The organism is Bradyrhizobium lablabi (assembly GCF_018129385.1).
GTDB classification, from domain to species: domain Bacteria; phylum Pseudomonadota; class Alphaproteobacteria; order Rhizobiales; family Xanthobacteraceae; genus Bradyrhizobium; species Bradyrhizobium lablabi_C.
Map to the genome: position 1 here is coordinate 15208 of NZ_JAFCLN010000002.1, position 19091 is coordinate 34298.

A 19091-nucleotide genomic window follows, 5' to 3' on the forward strand; every position below is an offset into this window, starting at 1 on the left:
CGCTTGTGAGCGATTCGCGTGCAGCCGTGCTTGTTTGCGTAGCTGCAACTGGATCGCCGACATGACCTTCGTTACTGTCGCTACAATCGGCCGAACGAGCCGACACAACGGGAAACGCGAGGGACAGCCATGAAGGTGCGACCGACCGGCGTCATACCGCCGATGACGACGCCGTTCACCAAAGACGGCGAGATCGATCTCAAGCTCGTAGCACCCCAGGTCGACTGGCTGATCGGCGCCGGCAGTCACGGCATGGCAGCGGGCGGCTCGACCGGCGAGGGCCACACCCTCGACCACGAGGAATATCGCGACCTGATGGCGGCGACGGTGGAGGCGGCAAGAGGCCGCGTACCCGTGATCGCCGGCATCATCGTCGACTCCACCCGCGATGCGATCCGTCGCGGCAAGCTGGTGCGCGACATGGATGTCGCCGCGCTACAGGTCACGCCGGTGCACTATCTGTTCAAGCCGGACGAGCAGGCGATGGTCGATCATTTCCGCCGCATGGCTGACGAGACCGGCATGCCGATCATCATCTACAACGTGGTGCCGTGGTCGTATCTCTCGCCGGCGCTGCTCACCCGCATCATGAACGAGGTGCCGCTGGTGGTCGGCGTCAAGCAGAGCGCGGGCGATCTGAAACTGTTCGCCGACCTCATGATGATGGCGCCCGACAAACTGATTTACAGCGCCGTCGATGCGCTGATGTATCCGTCCTACGCGCTCGGCGCGCACGGATCGATCGCGGCGATCCTGTCCGCCGCGCCCCATGCGTCGGTAGAGCTGTGGGATGCCGTCAAGGCCGGCGACCATGCACGCGCGCTCGAACTGCACAAGAAGCTGCTGACGCTGTGGAACGCGATCATCGCCGACAACCTGCCGGCCTGCACGCGCTATTCGCAAACGCTCCAGGGGCTGCCGAAAACCTGGTCGCGACAGCCGATGCCGGAAGCATCGAGCGCGCAGCAGGTGGCGATCCGCACCGCGCTGGAAGGACTTGGCGCATTGGGCGGCCAACGCGTCGAGGCGGCGGAATAAGAAGCGCGGACAAGAAAGGTCAAACAATCCAATGAAGGATTTTGCAGGGAAGATTGCCGTCATCACCGGCGGCGGTACGGGCATGGGCCGTGAACTGGCGCGCCAACTCGTTGCCGAAGGCTGCAATGTCGCGATGTGCGACGTCTCGGCCGAGGCAATGGCCGAGACCAAGCGGCTGTGCGAGGTCGAAAGACTGCCGCAGGGGCTGCGCATCACCACCCACATCGCCGACGTCTCGATCGAGGATCAGCTCAAGCGCTTTCGCGACGAGCTGATCGAGCAGCAGGCCACCGACAAGATCCATCTCCTGTTCAACAACGCCGGCATCGGCGGCGGCGGCAGCCTGTTCACCAATACCCGCGAGCAGTGGGAACGCACCTTCAACATCTGCTGGGGCGGGGTCTATCTCGGAGTCCGCACCTTCCTGCCGCTGTTGATGAAGGCGGACGAGGCGCACATCGTCAACACCTCCAGCGTCAACGGGTTTTGGGCGTCCGTCGGCATGGGCGTCGCACACACCGCCTATTCGGCGGCGAAATTCGCGGTGAAGGGATTTACCGAGGCGCTGATCAACGATCTACGTCTGAACGCGCCGCACATCAAATGCTCTGTCGTGATGCCCGGGCATATCGGCACCTCGATCGTCTCCAACTCCCGCAAAATCCAGAGCGGCAGCGAGTCGGGTCAATTGAGCTCCAACGAGATTCTGGCGACGCGGCAGCGGCTGAAAGGCATGGGCATCGATACCGGGCCGATGTCCGACGACGATATCCAGCAGATCGCGCTCGACCGTGCGCGGACGTTCCTGGAGCAGGCCCCGACCACCGCCGCAGCGGCAGCGAAAGTCATACTGGACGGCGTCAAGGCCGACCGCTGGCGCATTCTGGTCGGCGATGACGCCCACAGGCTTGATGAGCGCGTCCGGCAGATGCCGGAACGCGCCTATGAGCCGGAGTTTTATCAGAGCTTCGTCCAGGAGGCGGGCTGGCGGCTCGGCTGAACTATACTCTCGCCGCCCGCGGTCGCGCGCTTGGCCGGTAGGCGAGGCGGGTGTGACCAAGGCAATAAGGCTGGCCGTCGAGCGGAAGGTTACCGCAGAAGCAGAAATCCTCTGCGCCTGGCGTGCTGATCGGCCAGCGGCACCGCTCCTTGCTGAGTTCAAACAGCGAGCAGCGGCGCTCGCTGACAACGGGCCCATCGAGGGATAGCGGATCTTCATACAGCGCCTTCAGGAGCTGATACTGCAATCGCGGCACCGATCGCGCGGTGCCGCGCTCCTTCGCGGGCTTTTTCGCGCGAGACTCGGCGGAGATGGTCCTGCCGCGGGTCAGGCCGAGCCGGGAGAGTTTGCCGATCACGGCATTGCGGCTGACCCCGATATCAACGGCAATCTGACGGCAGGAGAGACCTGCTTGAAAATGGGTCTTCAGGAGTTCAATGCGTTCGTCGGTCCAGGTCGGTAGATTTGCAAACATGAGACGGTCCCAATTCTTGGTGAGCCGCCGAGTTCCTTCCTGCCCCCTGGTCATGCTCTCCCGTTGTCGCGGATCGACAGCAGCCCGTCCTTGATGGCGAGCCGGATGCCTTCCTCGATCAGGGTTCTTGCAACGCCGGGAACGCTTGTGCCGTGGGTGCCCTGTTTCACCAGTTTCTCGAGATAACCGATGGTCGAGAGCGCCAACGTGACCGGAACGCGGTCGGTTTCGGCTTTTTCTGTAGCCATGGAGAACGCTAACTTTTAATCGGTGTACTGAAAAGTATCTATTTAGACTCTATTAAGTACTGTTGCCGTGTGTCAACAGACTCTTCCGAACTGCCTAGCTCGTTGGAATCGTGACGAAAAAAGCGGTGCGCCGCCGGACTCAGGCGCGTGGCACTCCCCAAACACCGTAAAGTCACGGTGGGTTGGCCGTCAGACCTGCGGCGAAACATCCGGCCAGCCCCATGAAATCGGGATTGCTTCGCTTCACCGTCAATGACGATGATGCGGCTGGTGGACAGGCGCGATGACGGTAACGAACGGTCTCTATTCCATTCGAATCGAGATGACGGATGGCGGGCATGGCCACGCCACCGGCATCATCGTACTGCGCGACGGCATGATCGCGGGCGGTGATTCATATTTCTATTACACCGGCTCCTACAGCGCGGGCGCGGGCAAGTGGCGTGGCGAGCTGACGACCTATCAGCACGCCAAATCCACGGGCGCGGTGTTGCTGTTTGGCGGCCGCGAGGTCACGTGCGGATTCACCGGCAACTATTCGGGCGACGCCGCCGATGTGAGCGGAACGGCGCTGGTCGGCAAGACCAGCGTGCTGTTTCAAGCGAAGCTGAAGCTGCAATCGGCGATGTGAGCGCAGCCGCCAGTCGACACGCTAGCGGGAAGCACTGCGTTGGTTCGGCGAAGTCACGGTAGCGCCAGCCTGCGCAGGCGCCGGCTCCCAGGGAGCAGGCAATATGACCCGGATCTTCGGCGCAGCGCTATCTTCCCTATTCGCCGTCGGCTTGACGGTTGTGTCATCGGCTCGCGCGGGAAGCGACGCCATCGAGAGCAGGATCGTCACTGCACAGATCAGCTTTGCGTTCGATCGCCACATGACGTGATCTCTCATAGCGGCATCGCCGCGATACGCAGAGCCGCCTGGGGCTGGTGACTGCTCAGTTGCTGCTGCCGCAGAAACTGGGTTGCCATCAAGAGGCCGGTTGCGAACAGGAGAACCACTATCGCACTGGCCAGTTGCAGCGGATGAAACATCGATCGCACCCCGTCGGCACCATGTCTCTGCATTTGTTCAGGCGGGCAACTTCGCTCGCGCGCGATCGTTCCAGGGATCGGGAAAAAGTCGCAAGGCGCGGCCGCGAACCGACCGCGACCTGGATCGTTATCTGGGCAGGTCAGCGAGCAGGACGATGCGGGACTTCGCCAACGCAGCGTTTGCACCGGAAACCATTGCCGCTATGGAGCAGGCGATGCGTTCGGCCGTGGCAAGCCTTCCTGAGCCGGTCAGCTCGGCGCATGTCGACATCATCGTCGAGTCGATCCTGCGGACGGCGAAGGAGGGTGAGCGGGACCCGACTGCCCTCGAGCGCCTGGCGCTGTTGGAACTCCAGATCAAGCCGCGGGATTGACAGACGTTGCACGCGGATTGCGCGTCACTCGGCCATCAGAGCAGTTCTCGAAGGATTCCGAGGCTGGACAAGATCAGGATGATCAAGGACCAGACCACAGGGCTAGTCAACCAATGCTGCAACGAAGTCCCCCACTCATCAGCTTCAGCTCTCCGTCATTGGCCGGCACGACTTCGGCACAGCCGACGCGTTGGCGTCGAATGTGTCAGAAGCGTCCGCGTTGTGGCTGACGGAGGCGGCCGCAGACTTCGCGAAAAAGCGAATCACGGCGCGCATGAGCTAAGGATGCGGCCTCAGCGCACCAAAGCCAATTCAAACGTTGCTCGCGCAAACTTGAATGCGGAAGCTGCTTGCGCCGAGAGCGATGCGAACCCAATCGGAGATGGAGGTTCGCATCTCCGGTACGTCGCGAAGTGACTCGCTATCCGTGCACGACGCTCTTTGCGATCATGCAATGAATGCCCTTGCAGCCATTTACTGTCTGCGTCACGCGCAGGTCGGCGGCGAGGCTACAGAGCGTGTAGGCATCCTCGCGCGACAGATTGCGCTTTTCGCCAAGCAGCACGATCATGTCGCGCAGGGCACGGACCACGCATTGGTCGAGATCCGGATCCATCGCCATGGTCATGTAGTGGTCAGGCGTTTCCGCGCGGGGATAATTCAGCCGCAGATCCTTGCGCAGCGTCAGGCGGAAGCGGCCCTGGAGCGCCGTCTCGATGGCGGTGACGCAGACCTCGCCGTCACCCTGCACGCCATGGCCGTCGCCGCAGGAAAACAGCGCGCCCGGCACGAACACCGGCAGATAAAGCTTGGCGCCGGCGCCGAGTTCCTTGTTGTCGAGATTGCCGCCCATCGCGCGCGGAATCAGCGATGTGATGCGGCCCCAGGCCGGCGGCGGCGAGGTCCCCATCACGCCGAAGAACGGTTTTAGCGGCAGGTCCAGGCCCCAGGGCAGGCGGCCGACCATCCGCTCGCGGTCGAGCGGGATGTTGAGAATGCGCGTCTCGTGGAAATCGTCGGGCAGGGTGCCGGAGAGCGGCTTGATCAGATTGTAACCCCAGTCCTGGCGAAGCTTTACATCGAGGATGTCGACCTCGAGCACGTCGCCGGGCTCGGCGCCTTCGACCGCAATCGGCCCGGTGAGGATATGGCCGGGCACCATGCGTTCGCTCTTCGCATGAATGTCGGCAAGCTCGGGCGGAACGAAAAATTTGCTGCGATCCGGCACCACGTCCGGCCCGCCGCTGACGGTGTCGACGGTGACTTCATCGCCGCTCTTGACGGTCAGGACGGGTTTCAGCTTGGCCTCGAAAAAACCCCAGTGGCAGGTTTCCGGGCTGGAATGCAGGTGATGATGAGGCATGAACGGTCTTTTTATTGAGGGACGGGCAGCGTATGACGCTGTACCAGACTTTTGCAGGTGTATTCTTGCTTTTCGCGCTTTCCAAGACCGTCGGATACCTGGTGTTGCCGAGCAATTTCCTGATTTGCCTCGGCCTGCTGGGGGCGATCCTCCTGATAACGCGATATGCCGGGCTGGGGCGCAAATTGCTGGTCCTTGCGCTCGTGGGTCTCGCAATCTGCGCCTACTCGCCGCTGGCCAACTTCGTGCTCTATCCGTTGGAGCAACGGTTTCCGAAATGGGATAGCACGCGCGGAGATCCCGACGGCATCATCGTCCTCGGCGGTGCGCTGGATGCCGATCTCTCGGCTGCGCATGGCGTGCCGGTGATATCAGGTGCGGCCGACCGGATCATCGGGGCTGTGACTCTGGCGCATCGCTATCCCAATGCCCGCCTGATCTATTCCGGCGGCAGCCCGAACCTCATTTCCAACGACGCCAAGGAGGCCGATTACGCGACCGCGTTGTTCCAGGGCCTAGGCATTCCAAAAACGCGGCTCGTCATGGAGCGCCAGTCCCGCAACACCAGGGAGAACGCCGAATTCTCCAGGCAGCTTGCGATGCCGAAGCCCGGCGAGCGTTGGCTGCTCGTGACATCGGCGTACCACATGCCGCGCTCGATCGGGCTGTTTCGCAAGGCTGGATTTCCCGTACAGGCCTATCCGGTGGACTGGAGGGTTGGCACGCGAGAGGATCTCTTCAAATATTACGTCGTCGCCAATGACGGGTTGCAATTGATCGATATTGGTGTGCGCGAATGGTTCGGGCTGATCGCCTATCGCATCAGCGGCGCCACCGACGTATTGTTTCCGGGACCCGATAACTAAACAGCCCCAAAAGGGCCGGTCGCATCGCCGAAACAATCAGGCTAGAATCGTCAAAAGCGACAAGCCGACCATCCGGGAGAAAATCGCCATGCAGCAGCAATCGCCGCCGGAACAGTTCGATCTGGCCGCCATGGTGGCCGATCTGAATAATCTGTTGCGGCTGAAGACCACCGTGATCGGAATGAAGTTGTTCGCGACCGTTGAGGAGATGGCGGCGATCCCGAAAATCCGGCGGCCGACGGCAACCCACACCACCGACCAGATCGTCAGCATGGCGTCTCGGCTTGGCTGGACCGTCGGCATCACCGCCGACGATCTCGTAGGCAGCCAGTGCCGCGCCGTGATTGGCCTCGCGCCACAGGATGAAAAATGGCTGGCGGGCGAATCCTATGTCGGCGTCTGGCATGGCACGGCGGAGGACGCGCGCAAGCGTCAGGAAGCGCTCGATGTAGTGCCCTTCGGTCAGTACAAGGCGCTCGCGGTGAGCCCGCTGTCGAGCGGACGGCTGAACCCGCCGGATATCTGCCTCGTCTACGCCACGCCCGGCCAGATGATCATCTTGATCAACGGTCTTCAGTACACTGGCTACAAGAAATTCGAATGGGGCGTGGTCGGCGAAACCGCATGCGCCGATTCCTGGGGACGGGCGCTTAAAACCGGCGAGCCCAGCCTGTCGCTGCCATGTTTTGCCGAGCGCCGCTATGGTGGCGTGCCCGATGAGGAGATGCTAATGGCGCTCCAGCCGTCGCACCTTGCCAAGGCGATCGTCGGGATGAAGCAGCTCGCCAGGAACGGCCTGCGCTATCCGATCGCGCCCTATGGCATCCAGAACGACGTGCGCGCCGGCATGGGCGTGTCCTACGCCAAGAAATAGAAGGGTTATGCCGTCATTGCGAGGAGCGAAGCGACGAAGCAATCCAGCTTTCTTGTTGTGGCCAAGCTGGATTGCTTCGCTCCGCTCGCAATGACGGAAAACTAGCAATCGGATCATCAAGGAATAAAGTATGGCTTCGTCGAAGTTCGACATCGTTGTCTATGGCGCGACCGGTTTCACCGGCCAGCTCGTCGCTGAATATCTTGCCGAGCACTACAAGGGCGACGGAAACCTGAAATGGGCGCTGGCCGGGCGCAGCAAGGACAAGCTGGCCTCGGTGCGCGACGCCGTCGGCGCGCCGGCCGATACGCCGCTGATCGTGGCCGATGCCGGCGACGTCGCGTCGCTGAAAGCAATGGTCGAGCAGACGAGGTCGGTGATTGCGGGGGTCGGCCCGTACCAGCTCTTTGGAAGCGACCTGGTCGCGCTCTGCGCTGCTACCGGCACCGATTATTTCGACTATTGCGGCGAGCCGATCTGGATGCGGCAAATGATCGATGCGCACGAAGCGAAAGCGAAGGCAAGCGGTGCGCGCATCGTGTTTTCCTGCGGCTTCGATTCGCTGCCGTTTGAACTTGGCGCATTCTTCGTGCAAGAGGACGCAAAGCGCGCATTCGGCGCGCCCGCGCCTCGCGTCAAGGGCCGCGTGCGCGACATGAGCGGTACCCTCTCAGGCGGCACGGCTGCGAGCGCGAGGGCGACGTTTGCGGCGGTTGCAAAGGATCTCAGCCTGGTCTCGATGGTGCAGGATCCCTTTGTATTGACGCCGGGATTCGACGGTCCGAAACAGCCGCGCGGCAACAAGCCCGTCATGGAAGAGGACCTCGGCTCCTGGGCTGCGCCGTTTGTGATGGCGACCATCAACACCCGCAACGTGCACCGCTCCAACATGCTGATGAATTTTGCCTATGGCAAAGACTTCGTCTACGACGAGATGGTTTTGACGGGCCCTGGTGAGCAGGGCGAAGCCAACGCCAAGAAGGTCGTGGCCGCCGTCAATGCCGCAAGGCTGGGCGCCTCCGGCGGGCCGAAGCCTGGCGAAGGCCCGTCGAAAGAGGAGCGCGAGAGCGGCCGTTACGATCTGCTTTATGTCGCCATCGCGCCGGATGGTCGTCAGGTCCGCGCATCCGTGAGGGGTGACCGCGACCCTTATGGCTCGACGGGAAAAATGATCGCCGAATGTGCGATCTGCCTGCTGCGCGATGCGGCCGACGTCGCGCCGGGCATCTGGACGCCGGGCGCGGCGATGCAGCACAAGCTGATCAAGCGGCTGGAAGAGAACGCCGGAATGAAGTTCTCGGTGGAGCAGTAGGCTGTTCACCTCGCATCGCTTGCGGGGGAGGGAGCGCGGGCTTACGCCGCGCGCCGCGGATCGTAGGCGTACATCCAGTTCATGCCCTTGGCGGTCACCGGCAGCAGCAGCTTGAGCATGTGATCGCGGAGCCAGGCGCCGGTCGGCGAGAACTCGCGCTTGCTGTTGCCGTTGCGGCGGGCGAGGGCGACGATCTTTTCCGCGCGCGGGCGCCGCTCGGTCTCGAAGCGCTGAAAAGTCTGGCCGAGTTCGTGACCGTCCTGCATCAGCCGACCGAGCCGCAGCGCATCTTCCAGCGCCAGCGAGGCGCCTTGCCCCGCATGCGGGCTGGTGGCATGAGCGGCATCGCCGATCAGGAGTGCGCGGCCGCGCGACCAGACCGGCAGCGTTGCGACATCGAGCGTGTCTGACACGACGATGTTTTCCGCCGCGTCGAGGATTTGCGGGATCGGATCGTGCCAGCCGGCGTGGAATAGCCTCAGGTGTTGCTTGATCTCTTGCTGGCTCATGGCGCGGTAAGTCGCGGCGTCGATGCCGTGCGAGGGCTGTGTCGACCACCACATCACGCCGTCGGCAGGGTCGGAGCTGCAAAAGCCGTAGCCGAAGAAGCCGCTCCGGCCGAAGGTGGTCTCGACGCAGCGGCCAATCGGCCGATCCGCCAGCACGGCGCGCGGCACAAAACCGCCAAAGCCGATCAGGCCGGTGTCGAACGGTCGCGGCCCGTCGGGAAGCACATGCGTCCGCACGGTCGAATGCACGCCGTCGGCGCCGATGATGAAATCGCCTTCGGCCATGGTGCCGTCGGAAAAATGCGCAACGACTGGCCGGTCGGCGCGATCCTCGATGGCGACCAGGCGCTTTTCGAAATGAAGGCTGACATTCTCGCACCAGGCCTTGTCGATCAGCACCGTGTTCAGCGTGGCCCGGCACATGTTGACTGCCGGCTGGCCGAACCGTTCCTGCATGTTGCGGTTGACCGAGCCGAGGCGGGCGCCCGACTGCGAATAGAAATCGAAGGATTCCGCGATCGAGCCGCGGCGGATCAATTCATCCGATATCCCGATTTCAGCCAGCACATGCATGCCGTTCGGTGCGATCTGGAGCCCGCCGCCGATGCCGGTCGACCAGGGCCAGGCCTCGAACACCTCTGCGTCGATGCCCGCTTGTCTCAGGAAGATCGCGGTTGCGGGGCCGGCGATACCGCCGCCGATGACGAGGGCCTTGCGGAAATGGCGTGACATCGCTTGCTCCCTGGGTCCGGGCGGGGTACGAAAAGGTACAGCCACTAATTATCTTAGTGGATAAGATATATACGGACTAAGATATGAAGCCGGCTCTGTCAAGGCCAAAGGCGCGGGCTGCGCTGATGCAGGAACTGGAATACGCGGTGCGCAAATCGTCCGCGCTGGGCGTGCTGTTCGGGCAAACCGTCGCGAACCGGGTCGGCGTGTCGAGTTCCGATCTCGAATGCCTCGATTTTCTCAACATCGAAGGCCGTGTAACGGCGGGACGGCTCGCCGAATTGACGGGGCTGACGACTGGGGCGATCACCGGGGTGGTCGACCGGATGGAGAAGGCGGGGCTGGTGCGCCGCGAGCGCGACGAGAGCGACCGCCGCAAGGTCTTTATCGCGATCGTGCCGGAAGCTCTCGGCAGGATCGGGCGGTTCTACGAGCCGCTCCAGAAAGCCGTGACGAAGGATTGGGAGGGCTATACCGATGCCGAACTAAAGCTGCTGCTGCGCTTCATGACGCAGGGCTACAACACCATGCTCGGCGTGCTCGAGGATCTCAAGACCTCGCCGGAGAAGCCTCAGGGTAGGCCGCGGAAGCCGGCACGGGGCTAGCCGTCTCGTTCGCCATCCATCGCTGGTTGGCTGCGAACATGCCCCACATCGCGCCCAGCATCAGCCAGAAATGCCGCCAGTGGTCGGTGTCGATGATAAAGCCCTCGCCGACGGTACCGAGGAAGGCGCAAAAGATCGCCAGATAGGTCCGCTGCCAAGGCACGCGGACAAAGATGTAGCGAAAGCCCACGATCGAGGTGACGAACACCAGCGCCGGGTAGCAGACCCCGGACAGCCATCCGCCCGACATGAAGGCATTGAGAAAGGAGTTGTGGGTGTCTTCCGGAAAATACCGGGTGAACTGCAACGGTCCGATGCCGAACGGCAGATCAAGCGCCATCACCGCGCCGAGGATGTGGCGGCCGAACCGGCCGAACCGGCCTTCATCGTAGCTTTGGTCGAAGCTGGCGCGCTGCTTGAACATCTGCGAGATGGAATCGAATGACAGCAGCACCGCGACCAGCGCGGCTGCGATGATCGCGGCGACGAGCGCCATCACGATGATGCGCGAGCGCTGTGTCTGCGAGGGACTGGTCAAAACCATCAGCGCCAGCATGACGGCGGCGGTGACGATCAGCCCGCCCCAGGCCGCACGGGAAAATGCCAGCAGGATGGCGAGCGATAGGATGCCAAGCGCGATCGTGCTGCGCAGGGCTTTCCCGAACCGGTCCGAGACCACGCTTTGCAGCACGAACAAGGCCGGCAGGATCAGGAACGCGCTGAGCACGTTCGGGTCCTTGAACGTGCCGCGGGCGCGATCGTACAGCGTCAGCAGGTCACGGCCGCCGGGCACCAGGTTGAAATAACCGGCGATGCCGGCGAGCGCCGCCACCATGGCGCCGACGATCAGGCCGCGGCGGAGCATGTCGAGCCGGGCCTCGGTATCCTCTGAGATCACCATGGCAATGAAGATCACGGTGATCGCCATGTACCAGGAGGTCGCGATCCAGTTGGTGACGCCGGGGCGATCCAGCACCGCAATGGCGCTGATCGTATAGCCGAGGTTCAGCAGGAACAGCAGCAACAGCAGCGGCAGGAACACCAGCCGCAGCCGCAGGCCGGTGGCGAAGAAGAACAGCGTGCCGAGCAGGGTCGCGATTTCGTAGGGGCTCGGCTCGACGAAGACGATGGCGCTGGTTGCGCCGACCAGCCACACCAGCGCGCGCTGTAGCGCAAGCACGCCGGGCGCGGCAACGGGCGCTAATGAACTGCCGGCGGATGCCGCATGGGCCATCGGATACTCACGTAACTACACGCAACGCTACAAAACACAACTGCTTCTTCCCGTCATTGCGAGCAAAGCGAAGCAATCCATACTGCTCGTGCGGCAGTGGATTGCTTCGTCGCTACGCTCCTCGCAATGACGAATTAGTACGCATTCTCGCTCTTGGTCATCAATGCCAGCGGCGTCTTCAGCAGGATGTAGAGATCGAACAGCACCGACCAGTTCTCGATGTAATAGAGATCGAACTCGACGCGTTTCTGGATCTTTTCCTCATTGTCGATTTCGCCGCGCCAGCCGTTGATCTGCGCCCAGCCGGTGATGCCCGGTTTCACACGATGGCGCGCGAAGTAGCCGTCGACCGCTTCGTCGAACAGCCGGCTCTGGAGCTTGCCCTGCACCGCATGCGGGCGCGGGCCCACCAGCGAGAGATTGCCCTTGAAGACCACGTTGAAGAGCTGCGGCAACTCGTCGAGCGAGGTCTTGCGAATAAAGCGGCCGACGCGGGTGACGCGCGGATCGTTCTTGGTCACGACCTTTGAGGCGGTCGGATCGGCCTGGTGATGGTACAGCGAGCGGAATTTGAAGACGTCGATGCGCTCGTTGTTGAAGCCAAAGCGCTTCTGGCGGAACAGCACCGGGCCGGGACTGTCGAGCTTGATGGCGAGCGCGACGATCGCCATCACCGGCAGCGCCAGCAGCAGGCAGATGCCGCCGACCACGCGGTCGAACAGCCATTTCATCACCAGATCCCAGTCGGTGATCGGCGCCTCGAACACGTCGAGCGTCGGGACCTCGCCGAGATAGGAATAGGAGCGGGGACGGAAACGCAGCTTGTTGGTATGCGCTGATAGCCGGATGTCGACGGGCAGCACCCACAGCTTCTTCAGCATTTCGAGGATGCGCGTCTCGGCCGAGATCGGCAGCGCGAACAGCACGAGGTCGACGCGGGTGCGGCGGGCGAACTCGACGATGTCGTCGACCTTGCCGAGTTTCGGGCTGCCGGCGCAGGTATCGAGCGCGCGGGCATCGTTGCGGTCGTCGAACACGCCGAGCACGCGGATGTCGGAATCGTCCTGGTTCTTGAGCGCCTCGACCAGCTCTTCGCCGTTCTTGTCGGAGCCGACGATGATGGTGCGGCGGTCGAGCCGGCCCTGACGCGCCCAGTTCCGCACCAGCGCGCGCACGAACACGCGTTCGGCGATGAGGGCGGCAAGGCCTGCAAAGAAGAAGGCCGACAGCCACAGACGCGATATCTCGTTGCCAAGCTTTGCAAGGAAGGATGCGCCGATGAACAGCAGGAACACGAAGGCCCAGGATGAGATCATCCGTGTCATCTGCCTGACCTGGCCGCGGAACACCTGCACTTCATAGATGTCGGCGGCCTGGAAGCAGATGATCGCGGCTACCGTCATGCCGAGAATGGCGGCGATATATTCCCAGTAGAAGCCGCTGATCTTTGCGGCATAGCCGAGATAGAGGCAGATGCCGATGCTGCTGATCAGCACGAAATCGGCGAGGCGCACCGCGCCGGCGATCACGATCGGCGAATAGGCGCGGCCGACCTTCTGGTTGGTGACGGAGAGGGCGGCAGGCGACAGCCTGCGTCGGCGTTCGATCGGCGGGCGCCCGGCGGGCGCAGTCATCGCGGCTGTTGCCGCGGCATCCAGCATCGAGCGAGTATTGATCGGTTCCACGTTAGTCCACATCCGTTCTTGGCGGCACGTAAGCATGCGCGTGCCGCGGCGGAATTCCCCACCGGACGGACTTAGAGGACAAATCGGAAGAAACGGTTACAGTGGTAAAGATTGGTTAACGATTGGCAAATGCGTCGCGATAGCCGGCGAGAACACCCTCGACCATCGCCTTCTGCGAAAAATGCAGGAAGATGCGCTCGCGCAGCGACCTTGCGCGCGCCGCCGTCGCCTCGGCATCCTCCAGCGCGCCTTCGATGGCATCGGCCATCGCGCCGGCAATGCCGGGTGCGAACAGCGCGTCGGAATGGTCGGGGCCGAAGATTTCCGGAATGCCGCCAACATTCGCGGCGATCATCGGAATGCCTGCCGCCGCCGCCTCGATCACGACATAGGGCATGGAATCGCCGCGCGAGGGGACAACCAGCAGTTGGCCTTTGGAGAATCCGTAGCGCGCCTTGACGTGGCCGAGGAAGCGGACGGCCTCGCCGAGGCCGAGGCGGGCCACTTGCGCTTTCAGATGCTCCATCTCCTCGCCGTCGCCGCCGAGCGTCAGCGTTACCGGCCTGCCGTCGGCGCGCAGCCGCGCCACCGCATCGATCAGGAGGTCGGCACCCTTGATATGGCGGAACTCGCCGACATAGGCGACGTCGGTGGCGTCATCGGCTTTCGTGACCGGATCGAATTCGCCGGCGGTGACGCCGTTGAACACAGTTCGCACGAGTGCCGTCGGCGTGCCGATCATGCGTTGATAGGTGTCACGTGCAAATGCACTTTCGAACAGGAACAGTTCCGTGTTGTTCATCAGCGCCCGCTCGAGGCGGCTGTAGAGCTGGCCTTTGACTGTCGAGAGCGGATAGTGCAGCGAGCCGCCATGCGGGGTGTAAACGCGGATGGCGTCCTTCGAGGCGCCGCGCATGCGAAGAAATGCGCCAGCTTTGGCGCCGTGGCCGTGCAGTACATCGGGCTTGAGGCGTCTCGCCAAACGCGTGAACTGCGCCCATGTCACGAAATCGAGTGGATTCGGTTCGCGCCTGATTGCAACGCGATGGACGCCGAGCTTCATGCGCGGTGCGATCTCAGCCAATGCCTGATCAGCGCGCTCGCCGCCGGTCAAGCTGTCGGCGATGATACCAACATGGTGGCCGCGATCCGCCTGGCCGTTCGCGAGATCAAGAATATGCCTGATAATGCCGCCAACAGGCGCGCGCGTCGCGTGCAGAATGCGTAGAGGCTGCCCTTCCACCATGGGCATGATCAGAACCAGCGTTCGCCGACGAGCACGGTATCGCCGGGCCCGATCGGGGTGCCCGGCGGAACGACGAAACGGCCGGTGCCGGACGCATCCGTATGCGTGACCGTCACGCGGTCCCGTTTGGCGCGTGGCGTAAATCCGCCGGCGATGGCAACTGCGCTCTCCACCGTCATGTTCGGTACATAGGGGTATTGTCCGGGCGCCGCCACCTCGCCGAGGATGAAGAAGGGACGGTAGGCCTCGATCTCGACCGCCACCGAAGGCTCGCGAATGAAACCGTTGCGCAAGCGGCCGGCGATTTCGGCGGCTAGCCCTGCGGGCGTGCGGCCGCGCGCCGGCACCGATCCGATCAGGGGCATGGTGATAGAACCCGCGGCGTCGATCGCATAGGTGTTGGTCAGACCCTCCTGGCCGTACACCACGATGCGCAGCCTGTCGCCGGCGTCGAGGTGATAGGACGAGTCGTAACGGACAGGCGCCGGTGCGGCATAGGCGACCGGCATGGCTGGCGGCACGTAGGTCTGGCCGTAGGCGATCGTGTCGAGGCTGGCTTGCGGCGCCACTGCAACCGGCGAGGTCCGCCGCATGCAGCCCGACAGCGCGAGCGCAGCCATTAGACAGACAGCGACGGGGCGAGCGCCCTGCATTGGAGAGAATCCCACAAACTATTGAGCGCGATTAAGGACTTTCATGGTTAACAAAACATGACCGCGCGAAGGCGGCGGGCGCTGTTCAGCCCTGCAAATAGCGCGGATTAACCCAGCGGCAACCTTAATGGAGTGTAATCGCGCCCGTTGAAGTAGAGTCGTTGCGTCCCGCGGGAGTGTGCGATGCGTTTGGCGTTCTGGCGTGCAGGCAAGGTCAAGTCGGCGGTACAGCGGGCGATCCCGAAGAAGCCGGTGCCCGCTGTCACCTACCAGCCCGATGTTGCTCACGAGCCTGCGCCTGCCGTCACCGAGAACGGCGACCTCGATCTGCGCGCGCTGGGGTATGCGCTGGTGCGCAAGCGCGGCTGGATTATCGTCCCGACGGCGCTGGCGCTCGTGCTCTCCATCACCGCCGTCAATCTCATCACGCCGCGCTACAAATCCGAAGCCCGCATCCTCATCGATGGACGTGAGAACGTGTTCTTGCGCCCGAGCGGCGAGCGCAATGAAGAGCGCACGTCGCTCGATCCGGAGGCGGTGACCAGCCAGGTGCAGCTCGTACAGTCGCGCGACTTGGCGCGCGAGATCATCAAGAAGAACAGGCTGGCCGAGCTGCCGGAATTCGATCCTGTGCTCGGGGGGCTTTCGCCGCTGAAATCGATGCTGGCGCTGTTCGGCATCGGCCGCGACCCGTTCTCGCTGACGCCGGAAGAGCGCGTGCTCGATGCCTACTATGAGCGCTTCACCGCTTACGCCGTCGACAAGTCGCGGGTAATCGTCGTCGAATTCCAGTCGCGCGACCCCGAACTTGCCGCGCGCGTCGCCAATTCGATCGCCGAAGGCTATCTCGTGCTACAGCGCACCGCGCGGCAGGAGCAGGCGAAATCTGCCGGGCAGTGGCTGTCGGGCGAAATCGATCTGCTGCGCAAGAAGGTGGCCGAAGCCGACACGCGGGTCGAGGAGTTCCGTTCCAGATCGAGCCTGTTCGTCGGCACCAACAACACCACGCTGTCGAACCAGCAGATGGGCGAGATCAACACCCAGTTGAACAACGCCCGGGCGCTGAAGTCGGATGCCGAGACCAAGGCGAAGCTGATCCGCGAAATGCTCCAGACCGGCAAGCCGCTCGAAGCCTCGGACGTGCTCAATTCGGAATTGATCCGGCGCCTGTCGGAGCAGCGTGCGACGCTGCGGGCGCAGCTCGCCGAGCAATCCTCGACGCTGCTCGACGGCCATCCCCGCATCAAGGAGCTGAAGGCGCAGCTTGCCGATCTTGACCGGCAGTTGCGCGACGAGGCCAGCAAGGTCTCGCGCTCGCTCGACAATGACGCCCGCATCGCCGGCGGCCGGGTGGAGAGCCTGAGCGCGAGCCTGGATCAATTGAAGAAGCAGGCCACCTCGACCAACGACCAGGACGTCAAGCTGCGCGCGCTGGAGCGCGACGCCAAGGCGCTGCGCGATCTCCTGGAATCCTATCTGGCGAAATATCGTGAAGCGACCACGCGCGAAAATATCGACACCGGTCCCGCCGACGGCCGCATCATTTCCCGCGCTAGCGTCTCCAACGTCCCGGCCTATCCGAAGAAGCTGCCGATCGTCCTGATCGCGACATTGGCCACGCTACTGCTCACATCCGGCCTGGTTGCGACCGGCGAATTGTTGCGCATGACGGTGCCACGGGCTGTTGCTCCTGTCACAGCGGCGCCAGTGATGCACGCAGCCGAGCGTGAACCTGTCATGGAGCGTGAAGCTGTCATTGAGCGCGAGCCGCTCATCGAGACCACGTCCTTGCAGCCCGAGGTCGAAGCCGAAGCTGAAGATGAGGCAAAATCCGATTTCGCCGAAGCAGCCATCGTTCCCGATGCTGAAGCTGCCGCCTCGCTCAGCGAGGTCGAGCAACTGGCCGAACAACTGCGCAGCGCCGGCAGTGCCGCGCACAAGGTCACCATCCTCGGTACCGCGCCGGGCGAGGGCATTACGCTGACAGCATTGACGCTGGCCCGCCTGATGGCGCGCGAGGCCAAGGTGGTCGTGGTCGATCTTGCCGCCACGTCGCAGATGATATCGGCGGCGTCGGTCGATCCGAACGCGCCGGGCCTTGCCGAGCTGATGCAGGGCGAGGCGTCGTTTACGCAAATCATCACCAAGGACAGATTGTCACGCGTTCAACTCGTGACCGCGGGGCGTCCCGGCTTTGACCGTGCGCTGCTGCAATCGCCGCGGGTGACGCTCGCCATCGATGCGCTGCTGCGGGTCTATGACCATGTTCTGCTGGACGCCGGCACTGCCTCCGACTTGCCGGCTGAACTGCTCACCGCGCATGCCCGCGCGGTGGTGGTGCCCGATGCCGGGATGGAAGCGGGCGCTCGCACGCAGATGTGCGAACAGCTCGAAGCCGTCGGCTTCGCAGAAGTAACGATGCTGAGCAAGGCCTGCCAGCCGTCTGATACGGTCGAGGTCGGACCGCGCGTGGTCGCCGCCTGAATGGTGCGGACCACCGCTGATTCCTGACCGGTGCGTTCGGGCCGGGGTAATCCCCGACGGCAGGTTGCGGCGCGGAATAGATAGCGGCGACCGGACGGCGTGATCCAGATCAATGCCGCCGCTCGACAGTCGCCCAAGGAATTCGCACAGTAAGTTGCTCAACCCGTTTTTCCGGGCTGGACGCTTCGCGGCTGGGTCGCGCGCTCGTGTGCGCGGCCAGCCGCGATCCCGACTCCGCCGCCGCCCGCTGTTCGGTGATCTGGAGCATGCCACAATGATACGCTGTCTCGCTGCTTTCGCTGTCGGCGCCAGCCTGTTCGCACCAGTTGCGCACGCCAACGATGCCTTGGAAGCCAAGGTGCGGGCCTATATCCCGGTCGTCTCCCTTGCCAAGGCATGTGACATCAGGGTCAATGACGCCACTTTGGGTGACCACCGCGCCGTGCTCGAAGCGGTGAAATCCGACGCGAACGCCAACAAACTCGCGTACCGCGTCCATTACGAAGCGCAGACGGCCTACATCAAGGCCCGCGACGGGGGGCAACGGGTCACCTTCTGCAAGGACTTCATCGCAGCCAACAGCCAATACGCCAAGGCGCGCTTCACCGCCGTGGTCGAGGCCCACATGAGCGACGTCAGCACCAGCGTGCAGAAAGCGATTGCCCACAACGTCTGCGGTGCGCCCCCCGTCAAGCTGTCCAGGGCCGACTGGAAGCCGTACGCGCTCATCAAAAAGATGCTTCAGAACGAGCAAAAGTTGGCTAAGGAAAACGCCGAGACGAACGGCTGGAACGCCGCCGAGGAAACAGCAGCGGTCACGGAACAGTTCTGCGCGGCGGTAAAAACCCGATGAGCATCGGGATCGCCGTTAATGCTTTGTTAACCATCTTCAGGCACCCGTTGGGCGGGGCTGCTGAACACAGTGTGCGTGGGCCAACGAGCTCGTTTATCACCCGTCCCGGTGACGGCTCCTGGCTCTCCAATTGGTGGAGTAAGCCATGCCAGAACTCGACAAAGTGCAGGCCGAAGAAGATTTGCTCTTCGCATTCACATCCACGATTGCCGCCGCTCTTGGCATAGGCTTGCCGCTGGCGGTAGCGATTATCTGGATTTGCTCCTGATAATCCCATCCGTTCCGCCGGGCGTTTGTTTGCGTACTTCCGTACCGGAACAACGATTTCGTTGCGGAAAATACCCTGACGGGTCGCGGTCGTGCGATCGCCCGGTCGCTAGGCTATTCGCTTACTTCATGACTTCACGGACGGTCTGGTGATCGGGGTTGAGCGATCCGGTCAGGTGGATGACGTTCGTTGTCACGTCGGGCAAATTTGGCGGCATTGCCGCCGTCTCGGCTGCGATGC

20 protein-coding genes are annotated in these 19091 nt (G+C 63.0%); 12 read left to right on the forward strand and 8 right to left on the reverse strand.

The window, feature by feature from the left end; all coding sequences use genetic code 11:
* Positions 1-129: 129 nt before the first annotated feature.
* Together JQ628_RS03560 and JQ628_RS03565 are read left to right on the forward strand one after the other, a co-directional pair.
* Positions 130-1038 (forward strand): dihydrodipicolinate synthase family protein, encoded by a 909-nt coding sequence (locus JQ628_RS03560; protein WP_212219410.1) that lies wholly within the window; start codon positions 130-132, stop codon positions 1036-1038.
* A gap of 31 nt (positions 1039-1069) precedes the next feature.
* Positions 1070-2038: an SDR family oxidoreductase gene (locus JQ628_RS03565; protein ID WP_212219412.1), complete on the forward strand. Its 969-nt coding sequence runs from the start codon at positions 1070-1072 to the stop codon at positions 2036-2038.
* A 1-nt stretch (position 2039) separates the two neighbouring features.
* Here JQ628_RS03565 and JQ628_RS03570 read toward each other — a convergent pair whose 3' ends face one another.
* The gene (locus tag JQ628_RS03570) at positions 2040-2513 is read right to left on the reverse strand and encodes a GcrA family cell cycle regulator (protein WP_212219414.1); all 474 of its coding nucleotides are present in this window, start codon (positions 2511-2513) and stop codon (positions 2040-2042) included.
* A gap of 50 nt (positions 2514-2563) precedes the next feature.
* Complete coding sequence (locus tag JQ628_RS03575; RefSeq protein ID WP_212219417.1) at positions 2564-2761, reverse strand: hypothetical protein; 198 nt, start codon at positions 2759-2761, stop codon at positions 2564-2566.
* A gap of 283 nt (positions 2762-3044) precedes the next feature.
* Between JQ628_RS03575 and JQ628_RS03580 the strand changes: the two genes are divergently transcribed.
* The 3 genes from JQ628_RS03580 to JQ628_RS03590 all read left to right on the forward strand — a co-directional run bounded on the left by JQ628_RS03580 (position 3045) and on the right by JQ628_RS03590 (position 4167).
* Entirely contained in the window at positions 3045-3392 is a 348-nt protein-coding gene (locus JQ628_RS03580; protein WP_212219420.1) for a GrlR family regulatory protein, read from the forward strand.
* Between the two features lie 103 nt (positions 3393-3495).
* Positions 3496-3642: a hypothetical protein gene (locus tag JQ628_RS03585; protein ID WP_212219423.1), complete on the forward strand. Its 147-nt coding sequence runs from the start codon at positions 3496-3498 to the stop codon at positions 3640-3642.
* A gap of 306 nt (positions 3643-3948) precedes the next feature.
* Positions 3949-4167, forward strand: a complete 219-nt coding sequence (locus JQ628_RS03590; RefSeq protein WP_212219426.1) for a hypothetical protein — start codon at positions 3949-3951, stop codon at positions 4165-4167.
* A gap of 421 nt (positions 4168-4588) precedes the next feature.
* Here the strand turns inward: JQ628_RS03590 and JQ628_RS03595 are convergent, their stop codons facing one another.
* On the reverse strand, positions 4589-5530 hold the full coding sequence (locus JQ628_RS03595; protein WP_212219429.1) for an acetamidase/formamidase family protein: 942 nt from the start codon (positions 5528-5530) through the stop codon (positions 4589-4591).
* 65 nt (positions 5531-5595) lie between these two features.
* Here JQ628_RS03595 and JQ628_RS03600 point away from each other — a divergent pair, with 65 nt between their 5' ends.
* The 3 genes from JQ628_RS03600 (at position 5596) to JQ628_RS03610 (ending at position 8582) form a co-directional block, all read left to right on the forward strand.
* A complete protein-coding gene (locus tag JQ628_RS03600; protein WP_212219432.1) occupies positions 5596-6396 on the forward strand; it encodes a YdcF family protein in 801 nt (266 codons plus the stop codon).
* Positions 6397-6484: 88 nt separating this feature from the next.
* A complete protein-coding gene (locus JQ628_RS03605; RefSeq protein WP_212219436.1) occupies positions 6485-7270 on the forward strand; it encodes a DUF169 domain-containing protein in 786 nt (261 codons plus the stop codon).
* A 130-nt stretch (positions 7271-7400) separates the two neighbouring features.
* Complete coding sequence (locus JQ628_RS03610; protein WP_212219439.1) at positions 7401-8582, forward strand: saccharopine dehydrogenase family protein; 1182 nt, start codon at positions 7401-7403, stop codon at positions 8580-8582.
* Positions 8583-8623: 41 nt separating this feature from the next.
* Here JQ628_RS03610 and JQ628_RS03615 read toward each other — a convergent pair whose 3' ends face one another.
* Positions 8624-9823: an FAD-dependent oxidoreductase gene (locus JQ628_RS03615; protein WP_212219442.1), complete on the reverse strand. Its 1200-nt coding sequence runs from the start codon at positions 9821-9823 to the stop codon at positions 8624-8626.
* 83 nt (positions 9824-9906) lie between these two features.
* Between JQ628_RS03615 and JQ628_RS03620 the strand changes: the two genes are divergently transcribed.
* Positions 9907-10428: a MarR family winged helix-turn-helix transcriptional regulator gene (locus JQ628_RS03620; protein ID WP_212219445.1), complete on the forward strand. Its 522-nt coding sequence runs from the start codon at positions 9907-9909 to the stop codon at positions 10426-10428.
* Here the strand turns inward: JQ628_RS03620 and JQ628_RS03625 are convergent.
* The 4 genes from JQ628_RS03625 to JQ628_RS03640 all read right to left on the reverse strand — a co-directional run bounded on the left by JQ628_RS03625 (position 10373) and on the right by JQ628_RS03640 (position 15246).
* A complete protein-coding gene (locus tag JQ628_RS03625) occupies positions 10373-11662 on the reverse strand; it encodes an O-antigen ligase family protein (RefSeq protein WP_212219449.1) in 1290 nt (429 codons plus the stop codon). The two genes, JQ628_RS03620 and JQ628_RS03625, sit on opposite strands and share 56 nt — an antisense overlap.
* A gap of 134 nt (positions 11663-11796) precedes the next feature.
* Positions 11797-13323: an undecaprenyl-phosphate glucose phosphotransferase gene (locus JQ628_RS03630; protein ID WP_212221071.1), complete on the reverse strand. Its 1527-nt coding sequence runs from the start codon at positions 13321-13323 to the stop codon at positions 11797-11799.
* Positions 13324-13462: 139 nt separating this feature from the next.
* A complete protein-coding gene (locus tag JQ628_RS03635) occupies positions 13463-14599 on the reverse strand; it encodes a glycosyltransferase family 4 protein (RefSeq protein WP_212219452.1) in 1137 nt (378 codons plus the stop codon).
* 2 nt (positions 14600-14601) lie between these two features.
* A complete protein-coding gene (locus JQ628_RS03640; protein WP_249127474.1) occupies positions 14602-15246 on the reverse strand; it encodes a polysaccharide biosynthesis/export family protein in 645 nt (214 codons plus the stop codon).
* 183 nt (positions 15247-15429) lie between these two features.
* Here JQ628_RS03640 and JQ628_RS03645 point away from each other — a divergent pair, with 183 nt between their 5' ends.
* From JQ628_RS03645 to JQ628_RS34670, 3 genes are all read left to right on the forward strand, one after another.
* Positions 15430-17730, forward strand: a complete 2301-nt coding sequence (locus JQ628_RS03645; RefSeq protein ID WP_212219455.1) for a GumC family protein — start codon at positions 15430-15432, stop codon at positions 17728-17730.
* 274 nt (positions 17731-18004) lie between these two features.
* Complete coding sequence (locus tag JQ628_RS03650) at positions 18005-18583, forward strand: hypothetical protein (RefSeq protein WP_212219458.1); 579 nt, start codon at positions 18005-18007, stop codon at positions 18581-18583.
* A gap of 145 nt (positions 18584-18728) precedes the next feature.
* Complete coding sequence (locus JQ628_RS34670) at positions 18729-18851, forward strand: hypothetical protein (RefSeq protein WP_283815761.1); 123 nt, start codon at positions 18729-18731, stop codon at positions 18849-18851.
* Positions 18852-19091 lie beyond the last annotated feature (240 nt).

Excerpts from the sequence above, each read along its gene's own strand:
- JQ628_RS03560 (WP_212219410.1), top strand. The coding sequence starts at position 130 with ATGAAGGTGCGACCGACCGGCGTCATACCGCCGATGACGACGCCGTTC.
- JQ628_RS03565 (WP_212219412.1), top strand. The coding sequence starts at position 1,070 with ATGAAGGATTTTGCAGGGAAGATTGCCGTCATCACCGGCGGCGGTACG.
- JQ628_RS03570 (WP_212219414.1), bottom strand. The coding sequence starts at position 2,513 with ATGTTTGCAAATCTACCGACCTGGACCGACGAACGCATTGAACTCCTG.
- JQ628_RS03575 (WP_212219417.1), bottom strand. The coding sequence starts at position 2,761 with ATGGCTACAGAAAAAGCCGAAACCGACCGCGTTCCGGTCACGTTGGCG.
- JQ628_RS03580 (WP_212219420.1), top strand. The coding sequence starts at position 3,045 with ATGACGGTAACGAACGGTCTCTATTCCATTCGAATCGAGATGACGGAT.
- JQ628_RS03585 (WP_212219423.1), top strand. The coding sequence starts at position 3,496 with ATGACCCGGATCTTCGGCGCAGCGCTATCTTCCCTATTCGCCGTCGGC.
- JQ628_RS03590 (WP_212219426.1), top strand. The coding sequence starts at position 3,949 with ATGCGGGACTTCGCCAACGCAGCGTTTGCACCGGAAACCATTGCCGCT.
- JQ628_RS03595 (WP_212219429.1), bottom strand. The coding sequence starts at position 5,530 with ATGCCTCATCATCACCTGCATTCCAGCCCGGAAACCTGCCACTGGGGT.
- JQ628_RS03605 (WP_212219436.1), top strand. The coding sequence starts at position 6,485 with ATGCAGCAGCAATCGCCGCCGGAACAGTTCGATCTGGCCGCCATGGTG.
- JQ628_RS03610 (WP_212219439.1), top strand. The coding sequence starts at position 7,401 with ATGGCTTCGTCGAAGTTCGACATCGTTGTCTATGGCGCGACCGGTTTC.
- JQ628_RS03615 (WP_212219442.1), bottom strand. The coding sequence starts at position 9,823 with ATGTCACGCCATTTCCGCAAGGCCCTCGTCATCGGCGGCGGTATCGCC.
- JQ628_RS03620 (WP_212219445.1), top strand. The coding sequence starts at position 9,907 with ATGAAGCCGGCTCTGTCAAGGCCAAAGGCGCGGGCTGCGCTGATGCAG.
- JQ628_RS03625 (WP_212219449.1), bottom strand. The coding sequence starts at position 11,662 with ATGGCCCATGCGGCATCCGCCGGCAGTTCATTAGCGCCCGTTGCCGCG.
- JQ628_RS03630 (WP_212221071.1), bottom strand. The coding sequence starts at position 13,323 with ATGCTGGATGCCGCGGCAACAGCCGCGATGACTGCGCCCGCCGGGCGC.
- JQ628_RS03635 (WP_212219452.1), bottom strand. The coding sequence starts at position 14,599 with ATGCCCATGGTGGAAGGGCAGCCTCTACGCATTCTGCACGCGACGCGC.
- JQ628_RS03640 (WP_249127474.1), bottom strand. The coding sequence starts at position 15,246 with ATGCAGGGCGCTCGCCCCGTCGCTGTCTGTCTAATGGCTGCGCTCGCG.
- JQ628_RS03645 (WP_212219455.1), top strand. The coding sequence starts at position 15,430 with ATGCGTTTGGCGTTCTGGCGTGCAGGCAAGGTCAAGTCGGCGGTACAG.
- JQ628_RS03650 (WP_212219458.1), top strand. The coding sequence starts at position 18,005 with ATGATACGCTGTCTCGCTGCTTTCGCTGTCGGCGCCAGCCTGTTCGCA.
- JQ628_RS34670 (WP_283815761.1), top strand. The coding sequence starts at position 18,729 with ATGCCAGAACTCGACAAAGTGCAGGCCGAAGAAGATTTGCTCTTCGCA.